Source organism: Chryseobacterium sp. CCNWLW53 (assembly GCF_037083525.1).
Lineage (GTDB): Bacteria > Bacteroidota > Bacteroidia > Flavobacteriales > Weeksellaceae > Chryseobacterium > Chryseobacterium lathyri.
Genome location: NZ_JBAOJR010000007.1, coordinates 60,832 through 86,747 on the forward strand (window position 1 = coordinate 60,832; position 25,916 = coordinate 86,747).

17 protein-coding genes are annotated in these 25,916 nt (G+C 38.6%); 11 read left to right on the forward strand and 6 right to left on the reverse strand.

Annotated features, from left to right (window positions below; translation table 11 throughout):
- Positions 1 to 9: 9 nt before the first annotated feature.
- Positions 10 to 4,668, reverse strand: a complete 4,659-nt coding sequence (gene dnaE / locus V6R96_RS19865) for a DNA polymerase III subunit alpha (protein WP_336380007.1) — start codon at positions 4,666 to 4,668, stop codon at positions 10 to 12.
- A gap of 289 nt (positions 4,669 to 4,957) precedes the next feature.
- Between dnaE and V6R96_RS19870 the strand changes: the two genes are divergently transcribed.
- The 3 genes from V6R96_RS19870 (at position 4,958) to V6R96_RS19880 (ending at position 10,374) form a co-directional block, all read left to right on the forward strand.
- Positions 4,958 to 7,072, forward strand: coding sequence for a S8 family peptidase (locus tag V6R96_RS19870; protein WP_336380008.1), 2,115 nt, complete (start codon positions 4,958 to 4,960; stop codon positions 7,070 to 7,072).
- A gap of 76 nt (positions 7,073 to 7,148) precedes the next feature.
- Positions 7,149 to 9,221: a thiamine pyrophosphate-dependent enzyme gene (locus tag V6R96_RS19875; protein ID WP_336380009.1), complete on the forward strand. Its 2,073-nt coding sequence runs from the start codon at positions 7,149 to 7,151 to the stop codon at positions 9,219 to 9,221.
- A gap of 127 nt (positions 9,222 to 9,348) precedes the next feature.
- A complete protein-coding gene (locus tag V6R96_RS19880) occupies positions 9,349 to 10,374 on the forward strand; it encodes a bestrophin family protein (RefSeq protein WP_111960932.1) in 1,026 nt (341 codons plus the stop codon).
- A 1-nt stretch (position 10,375) separates the two neighbouring features.
- On the opposite strand, the gene V6R96_RS19885 is transcribed toward V6R96_RS19880, so the two are convergent.
- Positions 10,376 to 10,834, reverse strand: coding sequence for an Lrp/AsnC family transcriptional regulator (locus tag V6R96_RS19885; protein ID WP_111960931.1), 459 nt, complete (start codon positions 10,832 to 10,834; stop codon positions 10,376 to 10,378).
- A gap of 159 nt (positions 10,835 to 10,993) precedes the next feature.
- On the opposite strand from V6R96_RS19885, the gene V6R96_RS19890 reads away from it, so the two are divergent.
- A complete protein-coding gene (locus V6R96_RS19890) occupies positions 10,994 to 12,220 on the forward strand; it encodes an aminotransferase class I/II-fold pyridoxal phosphate-dependent enzyme (RefSeq protein WP_336380010.1) in 1,227 nt (408 codons plus the stop codon).
- Between the two features lie 52 nt (positions 12,221 to 12,272).
- On the opposite strand, the gene V6R96_RS19895 is transcribed toward V6R96_RS19890, so the two are convergent.
- The gene (locus V6R96_RS19895) at positions 12,273 to 13,277 is read right to left on the reverse strand and encodes a glycosyltransferase family 2 protein (protein ID WP_111960929.1); all 1,005 of its coding nucleotides are present in this window, start codon (positions 13,275 to 13,277) and stop codon (positions 12,273 to 12,275) included.
- Between the two features lie 194 nt (positions 13,278 to 13,471).
- Here V6R96_RS19895 and V6R96_RS19900 point away from each other — a divergent pair, with 194 nt between their 5' ends.
- Both V6R96_RS19900 and V6R96_RS19905 read left to right on the forward strand, forming a co-directional pair.
- The gene (locus tag V6R96_RS19900; RefSeq protein ID WP_336380011.1) at positions 13,472 to 14,485 is read left to right on the forward strand and encodes an SDR family NAD(P)-dependent oxidoreductase; all 1,014 of its coding nucleotides are present in this window, start codon (positions 13,472 to 13,474) and stop codon (positions 14,483 to 14,485) included.
- 39 nt (positions 14,486 to 14,524) lie between these two features.
- Entirely contained in the window at positions 14,525 to 15,331 is an 807-nt protein-coding gene (locus tag V6R96_RS19905; RefSeq protein WP_336380012.1) for an AraC family transcriptional regulator, read from the forward strand.
- 587 nt (positions 15,332 to 15,918) lie between these two features.
- Here V6R96_RS19905 and V6R96_RS19910 read toward each other — a convergent pair.
- On the reverse strand, positions 15,919 to 17,082 hold the full coding sequence (locus V6R96_RS19910; RefSeq protein ID WP_111960925.1) for a class I SAM-dependent RNA methyltransferase: 1,164 nt from the start codon (positions 17,080 to 17,082) through the stop codon (positions 15,919 to 15,921).
- Positions 17,083 to 17,217: 135 nt separating this feature from the next.
- Here V6R96_RS19910 and V6R96_RS19915 point away from each other — a divergent pair, with 135 nt between their 5' ends.
- Complete coding sequence (locus V6R96_RS19915) at positions 17,218 to 17,946, forward strand: class I SAM-dependent methyltransferase (RefSeq protein WP_223558667.1); 729 nt, start codon at positions 17,218 to 17,220, stop codon at positions 17,944 to 17,946.
- Complete coding sequence (locus V6R96_RS19920; protein WP_111960944.1) at positions 17,946 to 18,671, forward strand: ZIP family metal transporter; 726 nt, start codon at positions 17,946 to 17,948, stop codon at positions 18,669 to 18,671. Before V6R96_RS19915 ends, V6R96_RS19920 begins: the two co-directional genes overlap by 1 nt.
- 78 nt (positions 18,672 to 18,749) lie before the next feature.
- On the opposite strand, the gene V6R96_RS19925 is transcribed toward V6R96_RS19920, so the two are convergent.
- Together V6R96_RS19925 and V6R96_RS19930 are read right to left on the reverse strand one after the other, a co-directional pair.
- On the reverse strand, positions 18,750 to 20,153 hold the full coding sequence (locus tag V6R96_RS19925; protein WP_336380013.1) for a hemin receptor: 1,404 nt from the start codon (positions 20,151 to 20,153) through the stop codon (positions 18,750 to 18,752).
- A gap of 29 nt (positions 20,154 to 20,182) precedes the next feature.
- Positions 20,183 to 21,247 (reverse strand): prolyl-tRNA synthetase, encoded by a 1,065-nt coding sequence (locus V6R96_RS19930; protein ID WP_276530512.1) that lies wholly within the window; start codon positions 21,245 to 21,247, stop codon positions 20,183 to 20,185.
- Between the two features lie 144 nt (positions 21,248 to 21,391).
- On the opposite strand from V6R96_RS19930, the gene proS reads away from it, so the two are divergent.
- The 3 genes from proS (at position 21,392) to V6R96_RS19945 (ending at position 25,735) form a co-directional block, all read left to right on the forward strand.
- Positions 21,392 to 22,867, forward strand: a complete 1,476-nt coding sequence (gene proS, locus V6R96_RS19935; protein ID WP_111956267.1) for a proline--tRNA ligase — start codon at positions 21,392 to 21,394, stop codon at positions 22,865 to 22,867.
- A gap of 118 nt (positions 22,868 to 22,985) precedes the next feature.
- Positions 22,986 to 24,290, forward strand: a complete 1,305-nt coding sequence (locus V6R96_RS19940; protein WP_336380014.1) for an OmpA family protein — start codon at positions 22,986 to 22,988, stop codon at positions 24,288 to 24,290.
- Positions 24,291 to 24,403: 113 nt separating this feature from the next.
- Positions 24,404 to 25,735: an Nramp family divalent metal transporter gene (locus tag V6R96_RS19945; protein ID WP_111956215.1), complete on the forward strand. Its 1,332-nt coding sequence runs from the start codon at positions 24,404 to 24,406 to the stop codon at positions 25,733 to 25,735.
- Positions 25,736 to 25,916 lie beyond the last annotated feature (181 nt).

A 25,916-nucleotide genomic window follows, 5' to 3' on the forward strand; every position in this document is an offset into this window, starting at 1 on the left:
TTTCTTTTCTTAATTCAAATAGAATTCATATTTATTAAGAAGCTGAATTTCCTTAATCAGATCTCCGTTCAGATCTACAGAATGTTTCATAGACTGAACTTCAATCTGGGAATCATCTTCAATATTTTTTATAAAGAATTTAAGTTTCTGATTTCCTTTATTCCGGTCAAGAACTTTTCTAAAAAAGTCAAGATCCTCAGGGCGGACATCCATAACATCCATAACGAGGGAAATGCTTTTTGCAAATCTTTCAAAAGCTTCCTGAAGCTCGATAACATCATTGACGTTAACAAAAACCCTTCCGTCCTTGACCTGTGCAAATTTTATTTTGAAAATCACAAATCTCTGAACTTCTAATTTCTCCTTCAGACGCATATAATCCCTATCTCCCAGCCTGAAAGAATAAGATCCCGAATAATCTTCCAAGGTAACAAAAGCCACTTTTTCTCCACTTCTGAATCCATCCTGTACTCTATACTCAGTGATTAGCCCTGCTACGGTATACTCTTTTCCGCCACCACCGTTCTCTCTTTCTTTCTGAAGCGTTTTCCAGTCTTTCTTTTTTTCCTCGAAAAGCTCTTCCTGTTTATTGGAAAAAGCCTGTTCTTTGTAAGCATCCACCTCATCAAGGTTTAAAAACAGGAAATTACCTTTCGGTTCGGCTTTCTTCACCACTTCCTCTATAACTTCCTCTTCTCCTATTGACAGATCATCAGAAACAATCTCAATAAGATCCACCGTTTCATCCTGGGAATCTTTCTCTAAAATCGGAATTTCATCCGAGATCACTTTTTCATCGTCTTTTTCAAGCACAGTTTTTTTAGAAAGTCTGCCCTGCATAAACTGGAACTGGTATTTAAATTCATCCAGCGGATGAGCGGACAGGTAGAATCCTATGATTTCCTTTTCTTTGTTAAGTTTATGCATATTAGGCCATTCCGGGCATGGCAGCAGTTTAGGCTGCTCAATCTGTACTTCATCAGCAAAATCAGCAAAAAGAGAATGTTCCATTTCATTTTTACTTTCCTGGAAACTCTGTCCGTATCTGATCAATCTTTCCAGGTTCGTTTTCCCAGCCATATCAATATCAAAATACTGACCCCTGTGATAAGAACCGAGCTCATCAAAAGCTCCGGCAAGCACTAAACTTTCCGCTACTCTTTTATTCATTTGGGAAGGAGGAATTCTTTCAAAGAAATCATAGATATTTTTGAATCTTCCATTAGCTCTTTCTCTTGTAATTGCCTCACTTGGCCCTTCTCCTATTCCTTTAATTGCTCCAAGACCAAAACGGATCTGTCCTTTTTCGTTTACAGAGAATTTATACTGGGATTCATTTACGTCGGGTCCTAAAACATCTACTCCAATACTTTTACAGTCCTCCATAAACATGGTGATAGAATCCGTATTGTTAATGTTATTACTCATCACACTCGCCATATATTCAGCCGGGTAATTGGCTTTCAGATAAGCGGTATGATAGGCAATCAATGCATAACAGGTGGAGTGGGATTTGTTGAAGGCATATTCAGCAAAAGCCTTCCAGTCATTCCAGATTTTATTTAAACGGTCTTCATCAAGGTTGTTTTTCTTTCCTCCTTCAATGAATTTCGGATACATTTTATTCAGAACATCAATCTGCTTTTTACCCATCGCTTTTCTCAGCGTATCGGCTTCACCTTTGGTAAAGTTGGCTAACTTTTGGGACAAAAGCATTACCTGCTCCTGGTATACGGTAATTCCGTAGGTTTCTTTTAAATATTCTTCGGTTTCCGGTAAGTCATAAACAATTTCTTCAATTCCGTGTTTTCTGTTGATAAAGTTCGGGATATATTTGATTGGACCGGGACGATAAAGGGCATTCATGGCAATAAGATCGGCAAAAACGGTAGGCTTAAGCTCTCTCATGTATTTCTGCATCCCCGGACTTTCATACTGGAAAATCCCAATCGTCCTTCCTTCTTTAAATAACTGATATGTTTTAGTATCATCAAGCGGAATTTCGTCCGGATCAAGATCTATATTATGCCTTTGTTTAACCAGCTTCATGGCATCTTTAATGATCGTCAGGGTACGGAGCCCCAGGAAGTCCATTTTCAAGAGTCCTGCACTTTCCGCTACCGAGTTGTCAAACTGGGAAACTAAAATATCTGCATCTTTCGCTGCAATTGTTATCGGAACAAGATTACTTACATCCTCGGGAGTAATAATCACCCCACAGGCATGAATCCCTGTATTCCTGATACATCCTTCCATTTTCTTGGCACTTGCCAGTACATCAAAACGGGGATCATCAGGGTTATCCAGCACCATTCTCATTTCATCCACCAGCATCTGCTCTTCGGGCTTCAGTTTATCATATTTAGCTAAAGCTTTAGCAATATTCATTCCGGGGCTGGCAGGAATCAGTTTGGCGATATTATTGGTATCGGGTATCGGGAGATCCAATACCCTTCCGGCGTCTTTAATGGCAGATTTCCCACCTAAAACCGAATAGGTAATGATCTGTGCTACCTGGCTCTGTCCGTATTTTTCAATTACCCACTTAATAACCCTGTCACGTCCTTCATCATCAAAGTCAATATCAATATCAGGCATCGAAACCCTTTCCGGATTCAGGAATCTCTCAAAAAGGAGATCGTACTTGATGGGGTCAACGTTAGTAATTCCAATACAATAGGCTACTGCAGAACCAGCTGCAGAACCTCTTCCGGGACCGACCCAAACCCCCATGCTCCGGGCTTCGTTACAGAAATCCTGTACGATAAGAAAGTATCCGGGATATCCGGTATTGGCAATTACGTCAAGTTCAAAGTCAAGACGTTCTTTAATTTCTTCTGTAATTTCTGTATATCTTTTTCTCGCACCTTCATAGGTTAGGTGAGTAAGATACGCCATCTCTCCTCTTTTTCCGCCATCCACTGCATCTTCCGCATGGATAAACTCTTCCGGAATATCAAATTTAGGAAGGAGAACGTCCCTTTTTAAGGTATAAGGACTGAATTTTGCGAGAAATTCGTCATAAGCCTCAAAAGCATCCGGGTAAGCCAGAAATGCTTCCTTGATCTCATCACTGTTTTTAATATAATACTCTCCTGTGGTAAGTCCTCTACGTTTTCCGAAGCCTTTTCCTACAGGCGTGGTTAATTTTTCACCGTCCTTGATACAGCTTACAATATCCTGGATATTTGCATCATCTTTATGAGTGTAAAAAGTCTCGTTCTGAGCCAGAATCTTAGTATTATATTTATCTGCCAGATACAATAAAACTTCATTTAAATGCTCTTCTTCAGGCAGTTTATGATTCTGAAGCTGTACATAGAAATCATCTCCGAAAGTATCTTTCCACCATTTGAAGAGTTCCTCCCCTTTTTGTTCTCCGGTATTAAGAATGGCATCAGGGATATCCCCTAAAATCCCGGATGTCAAGGCAATTAAACCTTCTTTATATTCAGCGATCAGCTCTCTGCTAATCCTCGGAACTCCAAAATAAAATCCTTTTAAAAATCCTATACTCGAAAGTTTTGCCAGGTTTTTATACCCGTTAAAATCCTTTGCCAAAAGAACAACCTGGGTTCTTCTGTCCGGGTCATCTTTTGTGAACTGCTTCTGCTCATACCGGTCTGAGATATAAAATTCACAACCTACGACAGGAATAAGCGGAGCTGAAACAGGTTCCTGCTCAGTAAATTCTGTTCCATTTTCTTCAGCTTCCTGTTTTTTGGCAAGAAACTCTTTATGCTTTTTAGAGCGATCCGAATTGGCAGATTCTACTGCTGAAACAAATTTAAAAGCTCCCATCATATTTCCGATATCTACCATTCCCACAGCGGGAAAGTTTTCATCAGAAGCTTTTTTGATCAGGTCATTGATGCTTGAAGTAGCCATCAATGTAGAGAAAACACTGTGACTGTTAAAGTTGAAATATTTTCCTAGATCAATTTCATCTATACTTCCAAAATCAGATTGCTTTTTCTTATTATTAAATTCTGCAACCTGTCTTCTGATAACAATATTAAACGGCTTTATCGGGTCCGGATAAAGGGTTTTAAAGTAACTCAGCTGATCTTCAGAGATCTTCAGTACTTCAGCAGGGATTACTCCTATTCTCATCATTTCAAAGAATACCCGGGCAGTCGCATTCACGTCGGCAGCAGCGTTGTGCGCTTCGTCAAATTTGTGACCGTACAGCTTTTCGTACAACTCTTCCAGTTTCGGAGATTTATATCTTCCTCCTCTTCCACCGCCAAGCTTACAGTAATCTGTTCCCAAAACCATTGTATCGGCTTTAGGTTTATCCTGAAGATTGTCTTTTAAATTTTTCCTGTAAAATTCTGCTCCTACAATATTATAATCGAATTCTACATTATGTCCGGACACTATTCTTACCCTGTCCAGCACTTTAGAAAACTCTTCCAAAATCTCTTGCAGGTCCCGGCCTTCTTCATGAGCAATTTTAGTAGTAATTCCGTGAATCCTTGCGGCATTGAAGGGAATATCATACCCTTCAGGTTTTATTATATAATCCTGATTTTCAATTAATCTACCATCATCATCATGAACCTGCCATGCAATCTGAACCATTCTTGGCCAGTTGTCGGAATCTGAAAGCGGTGCATTGAAATTTTTAGGTAATCCGGTTGTTTCTGTGTCAAAAATTAAATACATATAAGTTTCTAACTTTTTTAAAAAAGAGAATGTAAAGTTACTTCAATTTTTCTAATAATGAACATCATGATTTCGCTTCAAAGAGTATCAGAAATTTCTTTTTTTTAAATCTCAATTTTAAAATTCACAAAATACAAAACATATAAAAAGAAATAAAAATTTACCAAAAATCAATATAAATCTATTAAAATCCATCTAAACAATAAAATTATACAGACTAAAAATAAGACGATTAAAGATTTTAGTATATATTTGCTAATCTAAAAATTTTAATATTTACTGAACCATTATGAAGAAACATTTACTTTTGGTCAGCACTTTGGCAATTACATTAATAAGTGCGCAAAACAATGAAGGATTAAAAAGAGAGTTTGAAAAACAAAACAAAGAGAATTCTGCAAAGTTTGACTCTTATGTTTCAAAACATTACGGAGCAGACAAATCTTCGGAGACTTTAAAAGAAATTGAAGAACTAAGAAGTAATTTAGCTGGATTTACTCCAAATGGTAAGCCTTTCTTTTATCAAAAAGAAGATAGCAGACAGGTTGCGAATGCCAATGCTGATAATCTTAATACAGCAGGCGGTGTAGTAGGATTAACCAACGCCTATAATGGTGAAGGCATTAAGTATACAATTTTTGATGGAGGCAGAGTATATGCAGCTCATCTCGCTTTCGACAATCTCGCGGGAAGAATTACCAATAAAGAAGCTACAACAGAAATTTACAGTGCACATGCAACAGGTGTAGCGAGTTTTATCGGCGGTAAAAGTATAAACGTAAGTGGTGGTGGCCTTAGTGGAAATACAAGAGGAGTTGCTATCAATTCTACAATGGATTCTTACAGATTTGCAACTACTACATTACCTGGCAATACTACACCAAGTACTGTATTTCAAAAAATACTTGCTGCCCAGCCTAATCTGTCTAATCACTCATATGGAACCAATCAAGGTTGGGATGTTAAAACTGTAAATGGTGCAAATGCATGGGTTTGGCCAGGTGTTTTTGAAAGCCCTTCTACTTCTATGGATTTACAGGGAACTTATTTCAGTCAAGATCAAAACTATGATCAGATTGTATATAACAATCCTTCTTATATTATTGTAAAATCTTCCGGTAATTATTTTGGTTACGGACCTGATTATCCAGGAACATCTGCTTTTCCTAAATATTATACCGATGATAATGGTGCACAAGTTCAGTTTGCTGCAACAGATACACTTCCTACAACAAACTGTAGCAATGGAGCTGATTGTATCGGACCTGGATCTTTAGCCAAAAACATTATCGTTGTTGGAGCTACGGATGTAATTTCTACCAATAACTTTAAATATACTACTGCTTCTGATGTTGTTCATTCTGACTACAGCAGTGCAGGACCGAGAGATGACGGAGGAATTAAACCGGATATTTCAACTACAGGTACTGATGTATTCTCTGCAGCGACAGCAGAAGATACTGTTGGCAGTACAACATATAGCTACGGAAGCGGAACTTCTTATTCTGCACCAGTAGTGACCGGAGTTATCGGGCTATGGACACAAGTAAATAAAGAACTTTTCTCAAATCAGTTATTAAATGCAGCAAGTGCAAAAACCTTAATGATTCATTCAGCTTCTGAAGCGGGGAATGTAGGTCCAGATCCATGGTTTGGATGGGGATACATCAATGCTAAAAAAGGTGCTGAATTATTAGTGGGAAAAGCTAACAATACTGTTATCTTTAATAACGAAACATTAACCAGCGGTACTCCAAACACAAAGAATGTTGTAGCATCTGGTACTGAACCATTGAAAGTTACAATTTCATGGATTGATCCTGAATACGTTATTCCTGCCAACTTAACGTGGGCTGATGCGTATAACAACAGAGCATCAAGATTAGTAAATGATTTAGATTTAAGAATTATAGATACAACAAACAATACGATTTATTATCCTTGGAAACTGAATGCTACTTCTCCAATGACTCCTGCAACTAAGGCGGATAATACAGTAGATAATGTAGAACAAGTAGTAATAGATAACCCTGTTGCCGGTAGAACTTACCGAATTGAGATTACTAACAAAGGAACCTTAAAAAACAATGCTGGCGCCAATGCTCCACAAAACTACTCTATTATAGCTACAGGCCAGACACCAGCTGTTTTAGGAACAGGTGAAGCCAACGCATTAAGCGGTCTCGCAATAGCTCCAACCATTACAAAAGATATTGTAAACATATTGAAAGCTCCTAAAAAGTCAACTTTCGTAATTTATGATCTTTCTGGAAAAAAATTACAGAATGGAGTAATCAACACTGAGAAAGAATCTGTAGATCTATCTACATACACTAAAGGTATTTACATCATTGAAGTAAGAACAGACAAAGATGTTATTTCTAAAAAAGTAATCAAGGAATAATCCTTAAAATACATAGATTTCACACAAAATACTAACGCTTGTTAGTATTTTGTTTTTTTGTGTATATTTGCTTCCTATGGAAAATACACTTCACGAAAAAGTTTCTCAGGATATTTTGCTTAAAGCGTACAATCATATGATGCTGGCCAAAGCTATGGCAGATATCTACGAAGAAAACAGAAATATCTGTAAATATGTTCATAGTACATCAAGAGGCCATGAAGCCATTCAACTGGCAACAGCTTATCAGTTAAAAAAAGAAGACTGGGTATCTCCTTATTACCGTGATGAAAGTATTCTTCTAGGAATCGGTTTTGAACCATACCAACTGATGCTGCAACTTCTCGCCAAAGCCGAAGATCCTTTTTCAGGAGGAAGATCATATTACTCACATCCATCGAGCAGAGACGAGAACAAGCCTAAGATTATTCACCAGAGCTCGGCTACAGGGATGCAGACCATTCCTACCACAGGTGTTGCGCAGGGGATAAAATATATTCAGGATTTTAATTTACAGAATTTCGCAAACAACCCGGTTGTAGTGTGCAGTCTGGGAGATAATTCTGTAACAGAAGGTGAAGTAAGTGAAGCTTTGCAGTTTGCTGCCCTTCACCAGCTTCCCATTATATTCCTTGTACAGGATAATGAATGGGGAATCTCCGTAACTAAGGAAGAAGCAAGAACATGTGATGCCTATGATTTCGTAGCCGGTTTCACAGGCCTTAGCAGAATGCGTGTAGACGGAACAGATTTTGTGGAAAGCTTCGAAGCTATGAAGAAGGCTGTAGATTTTGTAAGAACTGAAAGAAAACCTTTAGTAGTTTGCGCTAAAACAGTTCTTATCGGTCACCATACTTCCGGAGTACGAAGAGAATTTTACAGAGACGAGGAAGATCTAACCAAACACAGAGCTAAAGACCCGGGTGAAATCCTTAGAAAACAGCTTCTTGAATCAGGAGTTGATGAAGATCTTTTAAAGCAGATCACTAAAAAAGCCCGTCTGGAAGCTGAAGAAGCTTTTGAAAAAGCTAAAAATGCAGAAGATCCAAAACCGGAAACAGTAATGCAGCACGTTTTTGCTCCCACTCCAATTACTGAGGAAACAGGAACCCGTGAGCCAGAAGGTGGTGAGAAAATTGTTATGGTAGATGCTGCCATCCATGCTGTTCAGGAACTGATGTGGAAACATCCCGAAGCCCTTCTTTACGGACAGGATGTAGGAGAAAGAATTGGAGGCGTTTTCAGAGAAACGGTTACTTTAGGAAAAAAATTCGGAAGCAAAAGAGTATTTAATACAGCTATTCAGGAGGCATACATCATTGGATCAACGGCAGGAATGAGTGCGGTAGGATTAAAGCCTATTGTAGAAGTTCAGTTTGCAGATTATATTTATCCGGGCATCAATCAGCTGATCACTGAGATTTCAAAATCAAGTTATTTAAGCCAGGGAAAATTTCCTGTAAGTAATATCATCCGTGTACCAATCGGTGCATATGGCGGTGGCGGTCCTTACCACAGCGGAAGCGTTGAAAGTATCTTAGCCAATATTAAAGGAATTAAAATCGCTTATCCAAGCAACGCAGCCGATTTCAAAGGTTTATTAAAAGCAGCTTATTATGATCCCAACCCTGTGATCATGCTGGAGCACAAAGGCTTATACTGGAGTAAAGTTCCGGGAACTGAAGACGCTAAAACCATTGAGCCTGCAGAAGACTATATCCTTCCTTTCGGAAAAGGTAAAATAATCATTGAAGCAGACCAGAATGAAACTGAAAAAGGCAGAACTTTATTGGTCGTAACCTATGGAATGGGGGTTTACTGGGCAAAAGAAGCGGTGAAAAATTTTAACGGAAGAGTTGAAGTCATCGACCTGAGAACAATAATCCCTCTGGATGAAGAGCTTGTTTTTGAAAGAGTAAAAGCACACGGGAAATGTATTGTTCTGACAGAAGAACAGCTGAACAACTCATTTGCCGAAGCATTTGCACACCGAATCTCGAAAAACTGCTTCAAGTATCTGGATGCTCCTGTAGAAACCATGGGATCTCTTGATGTGCCAGCTGTTCCAATCAACCTGGTTCTGGAAAAAGAAATGCTTCCAAATGCAGAAAAGCTTAGCAAAAAAATCGAAGAAATGCTGAAATATTAATCAGCAGTATTAAATATATAAGACCTCTAATTTTTTAGAGGTTTTTTTTATTACATTTAATAAGCATTAGAATAGCTTACTTTGGTATTTCTTTTGTTTGTATGCACACCAAATTTCACACAGCATTATGATCACCACAAAATATTTCAATTACAGACAAGTTCTAAACCTCGCAGGCGGCCATCTTATATGGCTTACGGCTTGGTGTACCTTAGTGGCAGCCCTTTTCTATTTCTTTAAGTGGAAGTGGATGATCATTCCATGGGTACCTGTAGCCCTGATTGGTACTGCCGAAGCTTTTTATGTGGGCTTTAAAAACAATCAGGCCTACGACAGATTATGGGAAGCCCGGAAAATATGGGGTGGAATCGTCAATTCCAGCCGTTCTTTTGTTTCCATGCTGTATGCTTTTAATACCACAGGGGAAGGCAACAGTGAAACTGAAACCATGAAAAAGAAAATTGCCTACCGTCACATTGCATGGTTATACACTTTCCGTGAGCAATTACTGGTTCCTACAGAATGGGAACATATGTCTCAAAAAAGACATTTTGGGGATATTAATGTGAGAAGGCACCGACTGATTAAAGCAGGCTTTCCCGATTATGGCAGAACACCGATTTTCCTACATAAATACCTTTCAGAGCAAGAACTTGAACTGCAGCCGGAATATAAGAATTTTGCCACCTACCTGATCTCAAAACAAGCCAAAGAAGTCAATGATCTGAAAAATTTAGGTGACATTTCAGATTTCAACCAGATGCAGCTTCAGGATGCTCTCAACCTTTTTTATGATTACCAGGGGCAGGCGGAAAGAATTAAAAAATTCCCTTCACCCAGACAGTTCGCGAGTACTGCTTTTATTTTTAATGTGATCTTCATTATGCTTCTTCCCTTGGGGCTTGTCAATGAATTTGCAAAATTAGGAAACTGGGGAATATTGGTAAGCGTCCCTTTCTGTGTTATTATTGGCTGGATCTATATTGTCATGGAACTGGTTGGCGACTACTCCGAAAACCCATTTGAGGGAATGATGTTTGATATCCCAATGCTTTCCATATGCCGGACCATTGAAATCGATGTCCTCCAAATGATAGGAGAACATGAAGATCTTCCTGAGCCTATCGCTTCAAAAAACGGGGTCCTTGTATAATTTACAGAACAATAGCCGTTGTATTTTTCACTTCAGAGATCATAAAAGAGCTGTGAGTGCTTGCTATATGCTGAAGTGTCGTTAGTTTGCTGAGCATAAAATTACGATAATCCCCCATGTCTTTTACACCTATTTTAAGGATATAATCGTAATCGCCACTTACATGAAAACATTCTGTGACTTCCTGTAGATTCATGACTTCCCTTTCAAACTGCAGCACAAATTCTTTTTTGTGCTGGGTTAATTTTATATGACATAACACTATAAAATCCCGGCTTACTTTATGCCGATCCAGTAATGCCACATATTTTGAGATTACACCCAGGTTTTCAAGCTTTTTTATGCGTTCATAAACAGCCGTTACAGACAAATTAAGCTTGTAAGACAGCTCTTTGGTGGTCTGTTTGCAGTCTTCCTGGAGCAAAAGAAGCAGTTTTTTATCCGTTTCATCAAAATTCATAGATAATTTTTTGGGAAAAGTTTAATAAATTCAAATATAACAAACATATTTTCTATTTAAAGCATAAATTATAGATTTATATTCTACATATTTAAATATATCTTGTAATAATTCTGAAAACAAAGCATATTTAAGACGACAAATAAAATCTAAAAGCTTATGGAAAATTTTAATGCGGCTAATGAGATCCAGGATCTTCAGTATTTTGGTGAATTCGGAGGAGTAAATCCATCCATTTCTGACAGCTCTACGTATACATTCCTTTCCGCAAAAACCATGTTTGATACCTTTGAAGGAAATGCTGAAGGATGTTATTTATATTCCAGGCATTCATCCCCGATGAATCTTTACCTTGCCCAGGCACTTGCCAAAATGGAAAATACCGAGGCCGCCAACGTTACGGCATCCGGAATGGGCGCTATCACTTCTGTATTAATGCAAGTATGTAAAAGTGGTGACCACATTATTTCCAGCAGAACGATTTACGGTGGAACTTATGCTTTTCTTAAAAACTTTCTGCCTCCTTTTCATATTGATACCACTTTTGTAGACATCAGCAACTTTGAGTCTATAGAGAATGCTATAACCCCTAATACCAAAGTTATTTACTGCGAAAGTGTGAGCAACCCGCTTCTTGAAGTGGCAGACCTTAGAAAACTTTCAGAAATCTGTAAAAAATACAATCTGAAACTGATCGTAGATAACACCTTCTCCCCTCTTTCTGTTTCACCTACATTATTAGGTGCTGATATCGTCATTCATAGTTTGACCAAATTCATTAACGGAAGCAGCGATACGGTAGGCGGTGTATACTGCGGAAGCCAGGAATTCATCAATGATACGAAAAATGTAAACAACGGGGCCTGCATGCTGCTGGGACCTACTATGGACAGCTTTCGTTCTGCCAGTATCCTGAAAAATCTGAGAACACTTCACATCAGAATGAAACAGCACAGCCACAACGCCATGTATCTTGCAGAAAGGTTTGAAAAAGACGGGCTTAAAGTATCTTATCCGGGGTTGAAATCCCACAAGGATCATGAACTGATGAAAAGTATGATGTACGAGGAATATGGATTCGGGGGATTGCTGACGGTAGATGCTGGCACCACCGACAAAGCCAATGAGCTGATGGAAATGATGCAGCAGGAAAATCTGGGGTATCTGGCTGTAAGCTTAGGATTCTACAAAACTTTATTTTCATGCTCGGGAAGTTCAACTTCATCAGAGATTCCTGAAGAAGAGCGTGAAGCAATGGGCATATCGGACGGACTGATCAGATTCTCGATCGGATTGGATCACGATATCGCCAGAACTTATGAAAAAATGCGGGAATGCATGCTGAAAACACGCATTCTCAACCATGAAACTCTATACATATCCTAATTTTATTGTTATAAAAGCTGTCGGAATTTCTGCCAGCTTTTATTTTTTTTATCTATTTTTTATGGAAATGTTTTGGGAAAGCATCTTCCGGCTTCATTCTGAAAATATTCAGGAGCACCCATGATTTAAGAAAACCGTATCCGTAGGAAAACATCTGAATGTAGGTGGAAATTACCGCCATTCCGGCAATACTTATATTCTTCGTTACAAACATGGCATGGAAAAATACAAGGAATGTATACAGTCCGTAAAATGCAAGGATAATCCCTCTTCCCAGAATAAAATATTCTATAAAGCCCAAAATATATCCTAACATGAAAAGTGTTGGAAATGCAAAAGATATCTTTACATAATTAGGATGTCTCTGGTTAAGAATAGGCCTTGCACATCCGAACTGATATACCTGTTTCGAGAATTTACCCAAATCCACTCTCCGCTTATGATATACTGCAATGTCATCAAAAAAAGCAGTCGTGAAACCGTTTTCCCAAAGTGTCATGGACAGATCCGGATCTTCGCCGATCCTCATTTCGGAAAACCCACCTACTTTTTCAAAAACCTCTTTATTCACCCCCATATTAAAGCTTCTTGGCTGAAATCTGGATACCGCTTTTTTACTTCCCCTGATTCCTCCTGTTGTAAAAACTGAGGTCATAGAATAGGAAATGGCTTTCTGCATCAGGTTAAATCCTTTATGGGCTTTATCCGCCCCACCGAAAGCATCACACGGAATGGTTTCTATATCTTTTTTAATATTTTCGATATAGTCTTTTTCTACAATCACATCGCTGTCTACAAAAAGCAGCCATTCATTCTGAGCTCTTTTTGCACCATAATTTCTGGTAAGTCCGGGACCTGAATTGTCCTTTCTGAAATATTTGATATCTAATATACCCTCAAAATTATGAATAGTAGGCTTAAGATCAATAAGAGAACCGTCGTCTACAATAACTACCTCAAACTCTTTATCCGTCTGAAAAGTTAAAGAATTCAGCAGTTCAAAAAGTTCATCCTTTCGGTTGAAAATAGCAACAACAATGGAAATGGTAGGTCTCAAATTGAAAATTTTTCAAAATTACTTATTCGCAGAGGAATCTACAAACAGTTTAACAGCTTATTCAAAGAAATTAACTTTTAAATAGGCATGTAAAAGTATCGCTTTGAAACTCTCAACACAATAATTTGACATTTTAAACAAAATCTTAAGAATCAACAGCCTGTACCTTTGTTGTAGAAATTTAAACCTAAAAAATGACACACAACATCAATCCACTACAGCATCCTGTCCAGTCAGGATTTAATGCAGAATCTACGGCTCAGGAAATCATCAGAGAAATAGATCTTACCGGCAAAACAGCAATCATCACAGGCGGCTATGCAGGAATAGGCCTCGAAACGACTAAAGTTCTTGCATCTGCGGGTGCCAAAGTAATTATTCCTGCAAGAGATATTGAAAAAGCAGGAAAGAATCTTGCAGGTATTGAAAATATTGAACTTGAAAAAATGGACCTGATGGACCCTGCGTCTATCGATAACTTTGGCCAAAGATTCCTGACATCCGGGAGAAAACTTGATCTCCTGATCAACAATGCCGGAATTATGTGGGTCCCTCTCCGAAGAGACAGCAGGGGTATAGAGTCACAGCTGGCAACCAATTATCTTGGATCATTTCATTTGACAGCAAGGCTTTGGCCAGCCCTTAAAAAAGCAGACAACGCTCGGGTACTGAATGTTTCATCTTATGGTCACCAGATGGCTCCGTTTGACTTTGAAGACCCGAACTTTGAGAAAAGAGAATACCAGACCCTGTTGGGATACGGACAGTCGAAGACAGCCTGTAATTTATTGGCCACGTCATTAGATGAAAGAGGAAAAAAGTTCAATATCAGAGCCTATTCATTGCATCCTGGCTCTGTTTATGGGACGGATCTTGGAAGAGAAGAGCCCATCGACCTTTATATTCAGATGGGAACCCATGATAAAAACGGAAAAATAAAACCTGAAGTTGAAGCGAAACTAAAAACGATTCCGCAAGGTGCTGCTACAACCGTTTGGTGTGCAACAAGCCCTATGCTTCAAAATATCGGAGGCGTTTATTGTGAAAATTGTGATATCGCTGAAATTGATTTTGGACAGATAGAGCACAGATATGATGAACCTGCAACGATCCGCGGCGTCCAGCCCTACTCAATTGATAGAGACAATGCGGAAAGATTATGGACATTAAGTGAGAAAATGCTTGGCTTTAAATTCGATACGGAATAATCCATTTTTAAATACATTTGTAACTATAAACTACAGATCATGGATTTCAACATACAGTATATCACTCCGGACATCAAACTTTCTACCTATGACGACAGGCTTTTCAAAACAGAAACTGTTTTTGAATTCCATATGCTGGTTTGGTTTATATCAGGGGAAACAAAGATTATCCAGGCTGATAAAACATATGTATTTAAAGCCGGGGATATTTTCCTGATTCCTAGAAATCATCTGGCCACGATCATCAATTATCCTAAAGATGGGCTTCCTCATAAAGCTGTGGTGATGCATCTCACCACAGAAAGGCTGAAACAGTTTTATGCTTCCGTTGAAGTGAAGCATAAGACTTTTAGCCGGGAGTCTAAAATTCATAGTTTTCAAAGCCATCCGTTGCTGAAAAGCTGTCTGGCCTCACTGATTCCATATTTTGAAATGGAAGGTCCTTTCCCGGAAAACATCGCTTCCTTAAAAATCACTGAAGCTATCAGTATTTTAAGGGAAATTGATAAAGATATAGATACTGTCCTTAACGACTTTGAAGAACCGGGAAAAATCGATCTGATTGGGTTTATGGAACAAAATTATATGTTCAATATGCCTTTGGAAAAATTTGGCTATCTGACGGGAAGAAGCCTTTCCACATTCAACAGGGATTTCAGGAAGGTTTTTCAAACTACGCCTCAGCGGTGGCTTACCCGAAAACGTCTTGAACTGGCTTATTATCATTTAAAAGAAAAACATAAAAGACCTTCGGATGTATTTTTGGAAGTCGGTTTTGAAGACCTTTCTCATTTTTCTTATGCTTTCAAAAAGCAGTATGGGCATGTACCTTCTATTTTGATATAGTTAGTTTATCAATCTGTAGGTATGGGAGCTTGCTTAAGAAGACAAAAAGATCTGCATAATCTGCCAAATCAACGAGTTTCTATAGTAAATTCAAACTATAAAAATAAACCTGATTTAAAATAAATGAATAATACCAACGAAATAAAAAACAGGACCACAGAACCACTAAAAAGCAAGAGCTTAAAAAGACTTTTAAAATAATACAGCTCCAGAACATACAGAAGAAAAAACAACACCCCTGAAATAGCAATTCCTATCAAAGAAATTATAATTAAAGTTTGTAAGTAATTTTCCTCCGGAAGCGGATCCTTAAAGACAAAAAAAAGTAAAACCACAGCAGCAACTATAAAACTTGCACTTACTTTCTCAGTAAAATATTTTGTTTTCTTCTTTTTTTCAGCCTTTTTATTATAATTCATTCTTAAAGATGATGAACTATTGAGGAGTAAATCTAGTCCGTTCAATATATCTCCCAATCCATCAAAAAAATTCCACATGTTTCGTTTTAGTTTAAGCAAAACTATTCCTTTTTTCAATAGAGCACAAAAAAACCTTCCGTGACCGGAAGGTTTATATTTAAAATCTTATTATTCTTTTTCAATTTTATGAAGTTTCTTCGTGCCCTCATACATTTCATACTGAAGGAATCTCGTTTCCAGCTTTCCGTTGAAAAGTTTGATCTTCCTTGAAGGACGGAGTCCGATCTTCTTCACGGCTTCCAGATCGGATGAGATCAGCCAGGCCAAAGTATTGGGATAGCTTGTTTTGAAGGTATCTCCTATTTTTTTGTAGAAATCATCATCGTTAATAGCAATTCTCTCATCATAAGGCGGATTGAAAACCATCAGCAATGGGAAAAGCTCTTTTTTGGACTCAAAGAAGTCCTGTTTTTTCACTTCAATCACATCTTCCATTTCTGCTGCTTCGATATTCGTTCTGGCCGCATTCAGCATTCTGTTATCAATATCATAGCCAACAATCTTTCCGGTAAATTCCTTTACTCTGTTTACCCTAACTTCTTTAATCTTTGCAAAAAGATCCGCATCATAATTGGCCCAGTTCTGGAACGCAAATCTTCTTCTGAAAATCTGGGCAGGAAGATCCATTGCAATCATTGCCGCTTCAACAAGAAGGGTTCCTGAACCGCACATCGGGTCCAGAAAGTTTCCTTTTCCATCCCAGCCTGCCAGCTGCAGCATTCCGCTAGCCAATACTTCATTGATAGGTGCTTCACCCTGCTCTTTTCTATAGCCTCTTTTAAACAAAGGATCTCCGGAAGAATCTAAAGAAATTGTTACTAATTCTCTGTCAATATGCAGATGAAACTTGATATCCGGGCTTTTCGTCTCTACATCAGGACGTCTTTTGAATTTTTCCTGAAAATAATCTACGATGGCGTCCTTCATTTTTAAAGTCACGAACTGCGAATGCTTGAATGTCTCCGAATTTACGGTAGAGTCAATTGCGAAAGACTGATCTACATCCATATATTCTTCCCATGCAATGGCAGAAAGCTTATTGTAAAACTGATGCTGATTAAATGCTTTAAATTCAAAAACAGGAATTAAAATTTTCAATGCTGTTCTTGCCGAGTAGTTAATTTTATAAAGAAAACCGAGGTCGCCTTCACAATTGACTGCACGGTTTTTAATTTCAACGTTTTTTCCGCCCAACTTTTTAATTTCTTCTGCAAGGATCTGCTCCAGACCGAAGAAGGTCTTTATCTGAATCTTTAGATTTTCTGTGTCCATAAATATTTATTAAAAGATTTAATGATTTAAAAATGAAAAGATTACGGGTTCAATTTTACTGTTAATTGAAGCTTCTGATCTTTCATTATTTAAATACTTTGCTTTTAACCGCACAAATTTAGTTATTTTTGCATTATGGAATGGTTTGAATCTTGGTTTGATACACCTTATTATCATCTTCTTTATAGCAACAGGGACTATACGGAAGCCGAAAATTTCATTACAAAGCTTACTGAAGACCTTCAGTTACCCCCTTCATCCAAGATTATTGATCTGGCTTGCGGAAAAGGAAGACACTCTGTTTTTTTGAATAAACTGGGCTATGATGTATTGGGTCTTGACCTTTCCAGACAAAGTATTGAATTCGATAAGCAGTTTGAAACCCAGACACTTCTTTTCAATGTCCACGACATGCGGAACCCGATTGATGCCGATCCTATGGATGCCGTATTTAATTTATTTACCAGCTTCGGATATTTTGACAATGAAAGCGATGACAAAAAAGTTTTCCAGTCAGTTTATGGTATTTTAAAGCCGGGTGGGTATTTTGTTCTGGATTATCTGAATGAAGAATACGTAAGAAAAAACTTAATTCCTGAATCTACCATTACCCGTGGCAATATTGATTTTAAAATCCTGAAAAAGATTGAAGGACGACACATCGTCAAAGACATCCGTTTTGAAGCGGACGGAAAATCTTTTCATTTCTTTGAAAAAGTAAAGCTTCACACTTTGGAAACCATCAATTCCTACGCAACAGACTGCGGTTTTGAAAGAGTAAAGATCTGGGGCGATTACCAGCTGAATGAATTTGATCGTGAAGTTTCACCACGCTGCATCAATTTATTTAAGAAAAAAGCATGATAACAGTTGTTTTACTGATATTAAGCGTTATTACAGGGGTATTTCTGGGCAAGCATTTCGGAAAAAAAGAAAAGCTGGCTAAAAACCTGCTGGTCCTGAGTGCCGGATTCCTGATTACCATCTGCCTGAACGAAGTTTTCCCACAGGTATATACTTCTGAAGCAGGAAGCAGTCTCGGAATTTTTGTGATCGCAGGCGTATTGCTTCAGATGATCCTGGAAGCTTTGACAAAAGGTTTCGAACACGGCCATTTTCACCATCATAATGAACACAATATTCTTCCTGTAGCTTTGATGGTAGGACTATTTATACATGCTTTTATAGAAGGAATTCCTTTGGCTAATGAAGAGCATCAGCTTTCGCCTTACCTTCTGGGAATTCTGTTTCACAATCTTCCTATTTCCTTTATTCTTGGAGCCTTTTTATTCAACAGAAAAAATGAGTCCAAAACGTCACCCTATCCTTCCATTCTGATTGTTGCATTATTTGCCCTTGCCTCACCGATGGGAATGCTGCTTGGAAATTATTTCAATCCCGATCTACAGCCTTATTTTCTGGCTATTGTAGGAGGTATTTTCCTTCACATATCATCTGTGATTATTTTTGAGAGCAATAAGAATCACAATATCGACTGGATGAAGATAGGTTTGGTCATTATTGGAGTTTCATTAGCACTCATCATGCATCTTTTCCACCATCATCCGGCTGCCGGACATTCTCACTAATCATTTTTTATTAAGCATAAAAAAGCCCCGAATTAAATCCGGAGCCTTCAATTTAATCACTCATTACACAATCTGGAATTAGAACTTCCAGCCTAATGTAATAAAGAAGTTATTCCTGTTATTTTTCACTTCTGAAACGGCAAAATAGTCTGATGACATAATTCTTGTATCAGAATAATACGCTGTATCAGTAGAAGGATTTCCTGTTTCAATACCTCTTAAGAAAGGATTGCTGTATGTAGAAGTTATATACTGATAAGATGCATCTATATAGAATGATTTGAAATCATACCCCAAACCGAATGAGGCAAGGTTTCTGTTATTAAGCATCATATCGCTGTATGACTGATCTGATGTGGAAGCATCCGGATTTACCTGGCTTACTGTTAAAGCATCAAAAGGATTGGATGTGTAAGAATAACCACCTCTCAATCTGAACTGTTGTATCCTGTATTCTGCACCTATTCTTACCTCTGAAAGGTTTTTATAATTGTCTTTGAAGAAACTGTTCAGCTCGCTTTCAGCACCTGTAACCACTTTATATTTAGGTCTTGTTAATCCTAAAGTATAATCTACGTTTAATGAAAAGTTCTTGCTTGCAACAAATGCAGCACTCACTGTCGCTTTAAGCGGTGTTGTAAGATCCCTTGATTCGGCTCCGCTGCCATCACCGTAATCCGGATCATTATAGAAATTATAACTTCTGTCTATGCGCCAGAAGGTTGGAGTTTCTATAGCACCACCAATTCTGAAATTAGGACTGAGCTTTCCGATTACCCCTAATGAGGCAGAAAATCCTGAAGATCTTTCAGACATAGGAGTGTTTTGTCTGTCAAAATATTCCATGGAACCATTATCCAATGACTGGAAGGCTGCTGTATCATACTGATCAATAGATGTGTTGAAAAAATTGAATCCTGCTCCAACATATAAATTATGATTATAATTGGCACCCACCCCAAAACTTGTTTTTGAAAGGTTTCCGTATCTGTTGTAGGCATGACCTGCAAAAGATGCACTTTTATCAGTAAAATCCTTGATCACATTATTGCTTCCGGGAGATTCTACATAATTATCCAGTGATTGGTTGGAATAATTGATTCCGATATTGATAAACTTCCATCCAGATTCGCTCATCAAAGGAAAAGCAATTACCCCTCCTATATTTCCAAGATCCGTATTAGTTTTGCTGTAATCAATGGAAGTTCCTCCCCAGCTGCTTTTATTTTTATTTCCTGCAATAGATACCGTTCCGGAAACTTCCCCGGAAATAGCTACCCCCAAACCGGCAGGATTGGTAAGCAGTGAGTTCGCGTCACCTCCTAATGCTCCGTTAGCTCCTGCCATTGCATTGAATTTTGATGAACCCACCATGGGAGTGCTGGAATAAACATCTACAGTATTTCTCAATATAGAAACATCCTGTGCCTGCGCATAAAATGCAGCAGAAACACTCATTAATACTAAAGATTTTTTTAACATTATTTTTTTAATAGTTATTAAGTTTGAAATTATCTTCCGCCTCTGAAGCCGCCGCCTCCACCGCCGGATCTCATACCGCCGCCGCCTGAAGAACCGCCTCTAAAGCCTCCACCTGAAGAGCCTCCGCTTGACCTGAAACCTCCGTTGTCATTGGATCTGAAACCTCCGTTATTGTAGTTTGGCTGAGAGTTATAATTAGGTCTTGGTTGAGAATTTGAATTACGGAATCCTCCTGACTGTGGCTGTGTTCTATATCCGCCATTCCCTTGTCTGAATCCTCCGTTGTTATATGAACCATTGTTTCTGAAACCGCCGTTCGTACTGCCGTTTCGGAAACCGTTATTAGTCGATGTACTGCGGAAACCATTTCCACTGTTTCGGAAGCCAGAGGTATTGGTTCTGTACACAGCATTCGTTAAACCAGGATTGCTGAATCCACCACCGCCGCTTCTTCTGTAAACCGGTCTGTAACCATTACCCCAGTAGCCGCCATTCCAGCCCCAATATGGGTAACCGTAACCGCCGCCCCAGAACGGGTCATAATATCCACCCCAATAAGGAGAATATCCATATCCCCAGTAAGGACTTCCCCAGCCCCAGCCGAATGATCCTCCCCATCCAAACGATCCACCCCAGCCCCAGGACATATTCATTCCCCAGCCCCAGCCGCGGTTCATTCCCCAATAAGGACTATAACCGCCATACCATCCCCAAGGAGAACCCCAGGAATTATCATAATAGTTGGTCTGAGACCCGGCAAATGCACCCCAGTCTGAATCGGTAGCGTTCGTGTTCCAGTTATTATCGCTCCATGTACTGTATTTGTTGTCCTGTTCTCTGGAATTAGCCTGCGCATTCTGGATCACATTAGAGTCTTGATAATAATCATAATTTTCTCCTACCCTGTTACCGCCATCATGGATGATTACTCCTTCTGGCAGGGTATCTTTATTAGGGTCGTAGTATACCCCATCGGTCTCCGTGTATCCTCCCATTTGAGCACCACAAGACACAAGCAGCAATCCGCCTGATATTGCCAAAATCCCTTTGGATTTTAACACACCAAGCAAATTTTTATGTATATTTCTTTTCATGATAACGTAAAGATTTTTAATTTAAATTATATTTGCAATCTGTACCAAAAATGTACCAAAACACTGGTAAAAAAATCTATCAAAAATAGATTTTTATTTTTAGATTACAATAATGTACAAAAGTTAAAAAAATTAAAAAAAATAATGGCAAAATTAACCTCAAGAAGCGAAGATTACAGCAAATGGTATAATGAGTTGGTGGTAAAAGCTGACTTAGCTGAAAACTCTGGAGTGCGAGGATGCATGGTGATTAAACCATACGGCTATGCAATCTGGGAAAAAATGCGTGATGAAATGGATAAAAGATTCAAAGAAACAGGTCACGTTAATGCTTATTTCCCGCTTTTTGTGCCCAAAAGCCTGTTTGAGGCAGAAGAAAAAAATGCAGAAGGTTTTGCTAAAGAATGTGCAGTAGTTACCCATTATAGATTAAAAACGGACCCGGACAATCCACACAAACTTATCGTAGATCCGGATGCTAAATTAGAGGAAGAGCTTATTGTACGCCCTACTTCTGAAGCCATTATCTGGAATACATACAAAAACTGGATCCAGTCTTACAGAGACCTGCCGATCCTGATCAACCAATGGGCCAATGTTGTCCGTTGGGAAATGAGAACCCGTTTGTTTCTTAGAACAGCGGAATTCCTTTGGCAGGAAGGGCACACGGCACATGCTACCAAAGATGAAGCTGTGGAAGAAGCTGAAAAAATGAATGATGTATATGCAGATTTTGCAGAAAAGTTCATGGCGATGCCTGTTATTAAAGGACTAAAAACACCGTCTGAAAGATTTGCCGGAGCTGACGAAACCTATTGTATCGAAGCGTTGATGCAGGATGGAAAAGCACTTCAGGCAGGAACATCTCACTTCTTAGGCCAGAATTTCGCGAAAGCATTCGATGTGAAATTCACCAATAAGGAAGGGAAGATTGAACATGCATGGGCAACTTCTTGGGGAACTTCCACCCGTTTGATGGGAGCTTTGATCATGACCCATTCCGATGATTTCGGATTGGTGCTTCCTCCTACCCTGGCTCCAATTCAGGTGGTTATTGTTCCTATCTTCAAAGGAGAAGAGCAATTGGCCCAGATCAGTGAAGTGGCACTTGATATCGTAGCTAAATTAAAGGCAAAAGGCATCTCTGTTAAATTTGATGATGATACCCATAACAAACCGGGATGGAAGTTTGCAGAATACGAATTAAAAGGAGTTCCTGTAAGAATTGCAATGGGACCAAGAGATCTTGAAAATAAATCTGTAGAAATTGCAAGAAGAGACAACCTGACTAAAGAAGTTCGTTCTATCGAAGGAATTGACACTTATATTCAGGAGTTGTTGCAGACCATACAGAAAGACCTTTATGAAAAAGCATTTAATTTCAGAAAAGATAATATCACAAGAGTAGATACTTATGAGGAATTCAAGAAAGTTCTTGAAGAAAAAGGAGGTTTTATTTATGCACATTGGGATGGAACTGCTGAAGAAGAGGAACAGATCAAGGACGAAACAAAGGCTACTATTAGATGTATTCCTTTAGATGATGATATTGAAGAAGGTATTTCTCTGATCAGTGGAAAACCGTCTAAGAGACGTGTATTATTCGCAAAAGCTTACTAGTAATTTTTACTGATTTTCAAAAACTTTGCTGGAAATTAAATAAATATTTAAAAAAAATGACTTTTGGACAGATTTTTGTTTAAATTTATGCAACATTAATCTAAAAAAATAATTTATTATGTCTTTAAATGTCATTGATTTAATTAAAGGACAGTTAGGTCCCGCTTTAATTTCGCAAGCAGCTTCTCAGTTTGGAGAAAGTGAATCCGGTATTTCAAAAGCAATTGGAGGATTGCTTCCTGCAGTTGTAGGAGGATTAGCCAATAATTCTGATAATCCGGGAGTTTTGGATGCAATTACCAACGCTTCATCAAGCGGAATTTTAGGAAATTTAGTAGGAGGTGCTTCTAGTAATCCTATAATTTCCAATTTACTGACGTCTATTTTTGGAGACAAGATCAGTGGAATAGTGAATGCCATTGCAACCTATGCAGGAATCAGTAATAATTCTTCCAGTTCGCTGCTTAATTTAGTAACAGGAGCTACGGTAGGTACTATCGGAAAATATGCTACTGATAATAATTTAGGCAAATCTGGAATTTCGAACCTGTTAGGTGAACAAAAAGGAATCATTTCTTCACTTTTACCGGCAGGACTTTCCCTGGCATCTCTTAATATCGGCGACTGGGCAAAAGGGTATAAATTTGATAATGATAATGATGCCACCAGACCAGCAGCCAGTGCAGAGCCTAAAATAGAAGTTACAAGAAGTACTACATCTGCAGGAACTAATCCTGACAGAAATAATAATGATGGCGGAGGTTCAATCTGGAAATGGTTGCTTCCGCTTTTACTTTTAATCGCTGCAGCTTATTTTATTTGGAAGCAGTGTGAGAAAAAAGAAACAACTACAACTACCACAGTAGTGGACTCTACAGGATCAACCACTGATACTGCGGCTACCGTTGCCCCTGCGGATACTTCCGCAACAACTGCAACAACAACCAGAACAGATGAAAATATTGATCTTAACGGTGTAATGCTGAAAGGATACAAAGGTGGTATGGAAGATCAGATGATTACTTTCCTTAAGTCAGGTGATTATAAAAATGCAGCTGATGATGCCGCATTGAAAGATAAGTGGTATGATTTTGACCATGTAAACTTCAAAATGGGAAGTTCTACTGAATTGGAAGCAGGTTCTCAGGGACAGCTTGATAACTTGGTGGCTATTTTAAAAGCATTCCCGGATGCAAAAATCAAAATTGGAGGATATACTGATAAAACAGGAAATGAAGCTTCTAACGTAAAACTATCTCAGGCCAGAGCTGATTTCATCAAAAGTGCTTTAGCAAAAGCAGGAGTTGGTGCTCAGGTTTTAGGTGCTGAGGGTTACGGAAGCAAATTTGCTACAGTAGATGCTAAAGCTTCCGATGCAGAAAGAGCTGCGGACAGAAAAATGTCTGTAAGATTTGCAAAATAGATCTTTAGAATCTTTAAAAATAGGATCCCGGAAATAATTTCCGGGATTTTTTTATTTACATACTTTCACATTTATATTTATTTAATTAAATTTGTTAGTCATTTCTAACATTTATGAATTTCAAATTAAACAGCGCCTGGCGTAAAGATAAAACATCCCACTCCCTCTCCGAGGTCTATTCCTCTATAAAAGTTCCCCGAAATGCTCCGTTTTGGCGGAAGTATCTGGCATTTGCCGGTCCGGGGCTCATGATTGCCGTTGGATATATGGATCCGGGAAACTGGGCTACTGATATTGCCGGAGGTGCCCAGTTTGGGTATACTCTGCTTTCTGTAATTCTTATTTCAAATATTTTCGCAATGGTTTTACAGCATTTATCTGTGAAATTAGGAGTTGTTGCCGAAAGGGATCTTGCTCAGGCCTGTCGTGATCACTTTAATCCTACCACCAATTTTATTCTGTGGGTGTTTTGTGAAATAGCCATTGCTGCCTGTGATCTTGCCGAGGTGATTGGTTCTGCCATTGCATTAAATCTCCTGTTTCACATTCCTCTTACCTGGGGAATTGTGATTACCACAGTGGATGTTCTGATCATTCTTCTGCTTCAGTCCAAGGGTTTCCGATGGATAGAAAGTATTGTGGGCGGACTTATTTTTATTATTTTGGCCTGCTTCATTTATGAAATTATAATTTCAGAACCGGCTTTTAATGAAATCCTTGGCGGATTGGTTCCTCAAAAGGAAATCATCCAGAACCCTGCCATGCTTTATATCGCTATCGGTATTTTAGGCGCCACCGTAATGCCTCATAATTTATACCTGCACAGCAGTATCGTTCAGACAAGAGATTATCCGCGGGACCGGGAAGGTAAAAAGGAAGCCATAAAATTTGCAACTCTGGACAGTACCGTTTCATTGATGCTGGCTTTCTTTATCAATGCAGCCATTCTTATCCTTGCTGCCGCAACCTTTCATACTACAGGAAATAAACACGTGGCAGATATTCATGATGCCTACAAAATGCTGACTCCTATTTTAGGTGCTTCTATGGCAAGTATTGCTTTTGCGATTGCCTTATTGGCGTCAGGGCAAAATTCTACACTTACAGGAACGCTTGCAGGCCAGATCGTTATGGAAGGTTTCTTAAATATCCGGTTAAAACCATGGCTACGAAGACTGATTACAAGACTTATTGCTGTTATTCCCGCTTTAATTGTTGCTATTATTTATGGTGAACAGGGGACAACTGATTTACTGGTTTTAAGCCAGGTAATTTTATCCATGCAGCTGAGTTTTGCAGTAGTTCCCCTGGTTATGTTTACCAACGACAAGACTAAAATGGGAGAATTCGTGAATAAGCCTTTCTTGAAAATATCTGTCTGGCTCATTTCTATTATCATTATTATCCTAAATCTGTACTTACTATACCAAACGTTTACCGGATAGAAAAGATGAAATGTTAATGGTGAATTGTCAATCGTGAATTTTATAACAGCCGGTAATTGACCATTAACTTGCATAGCAAAATTGACCTTTCACAATTAAAAGTATAATGAATAGTGAATTGGCAATTGTGAATTTTTACCACACCGGTAATTGACCATTAACTTGCGTAGCAAAATTGACC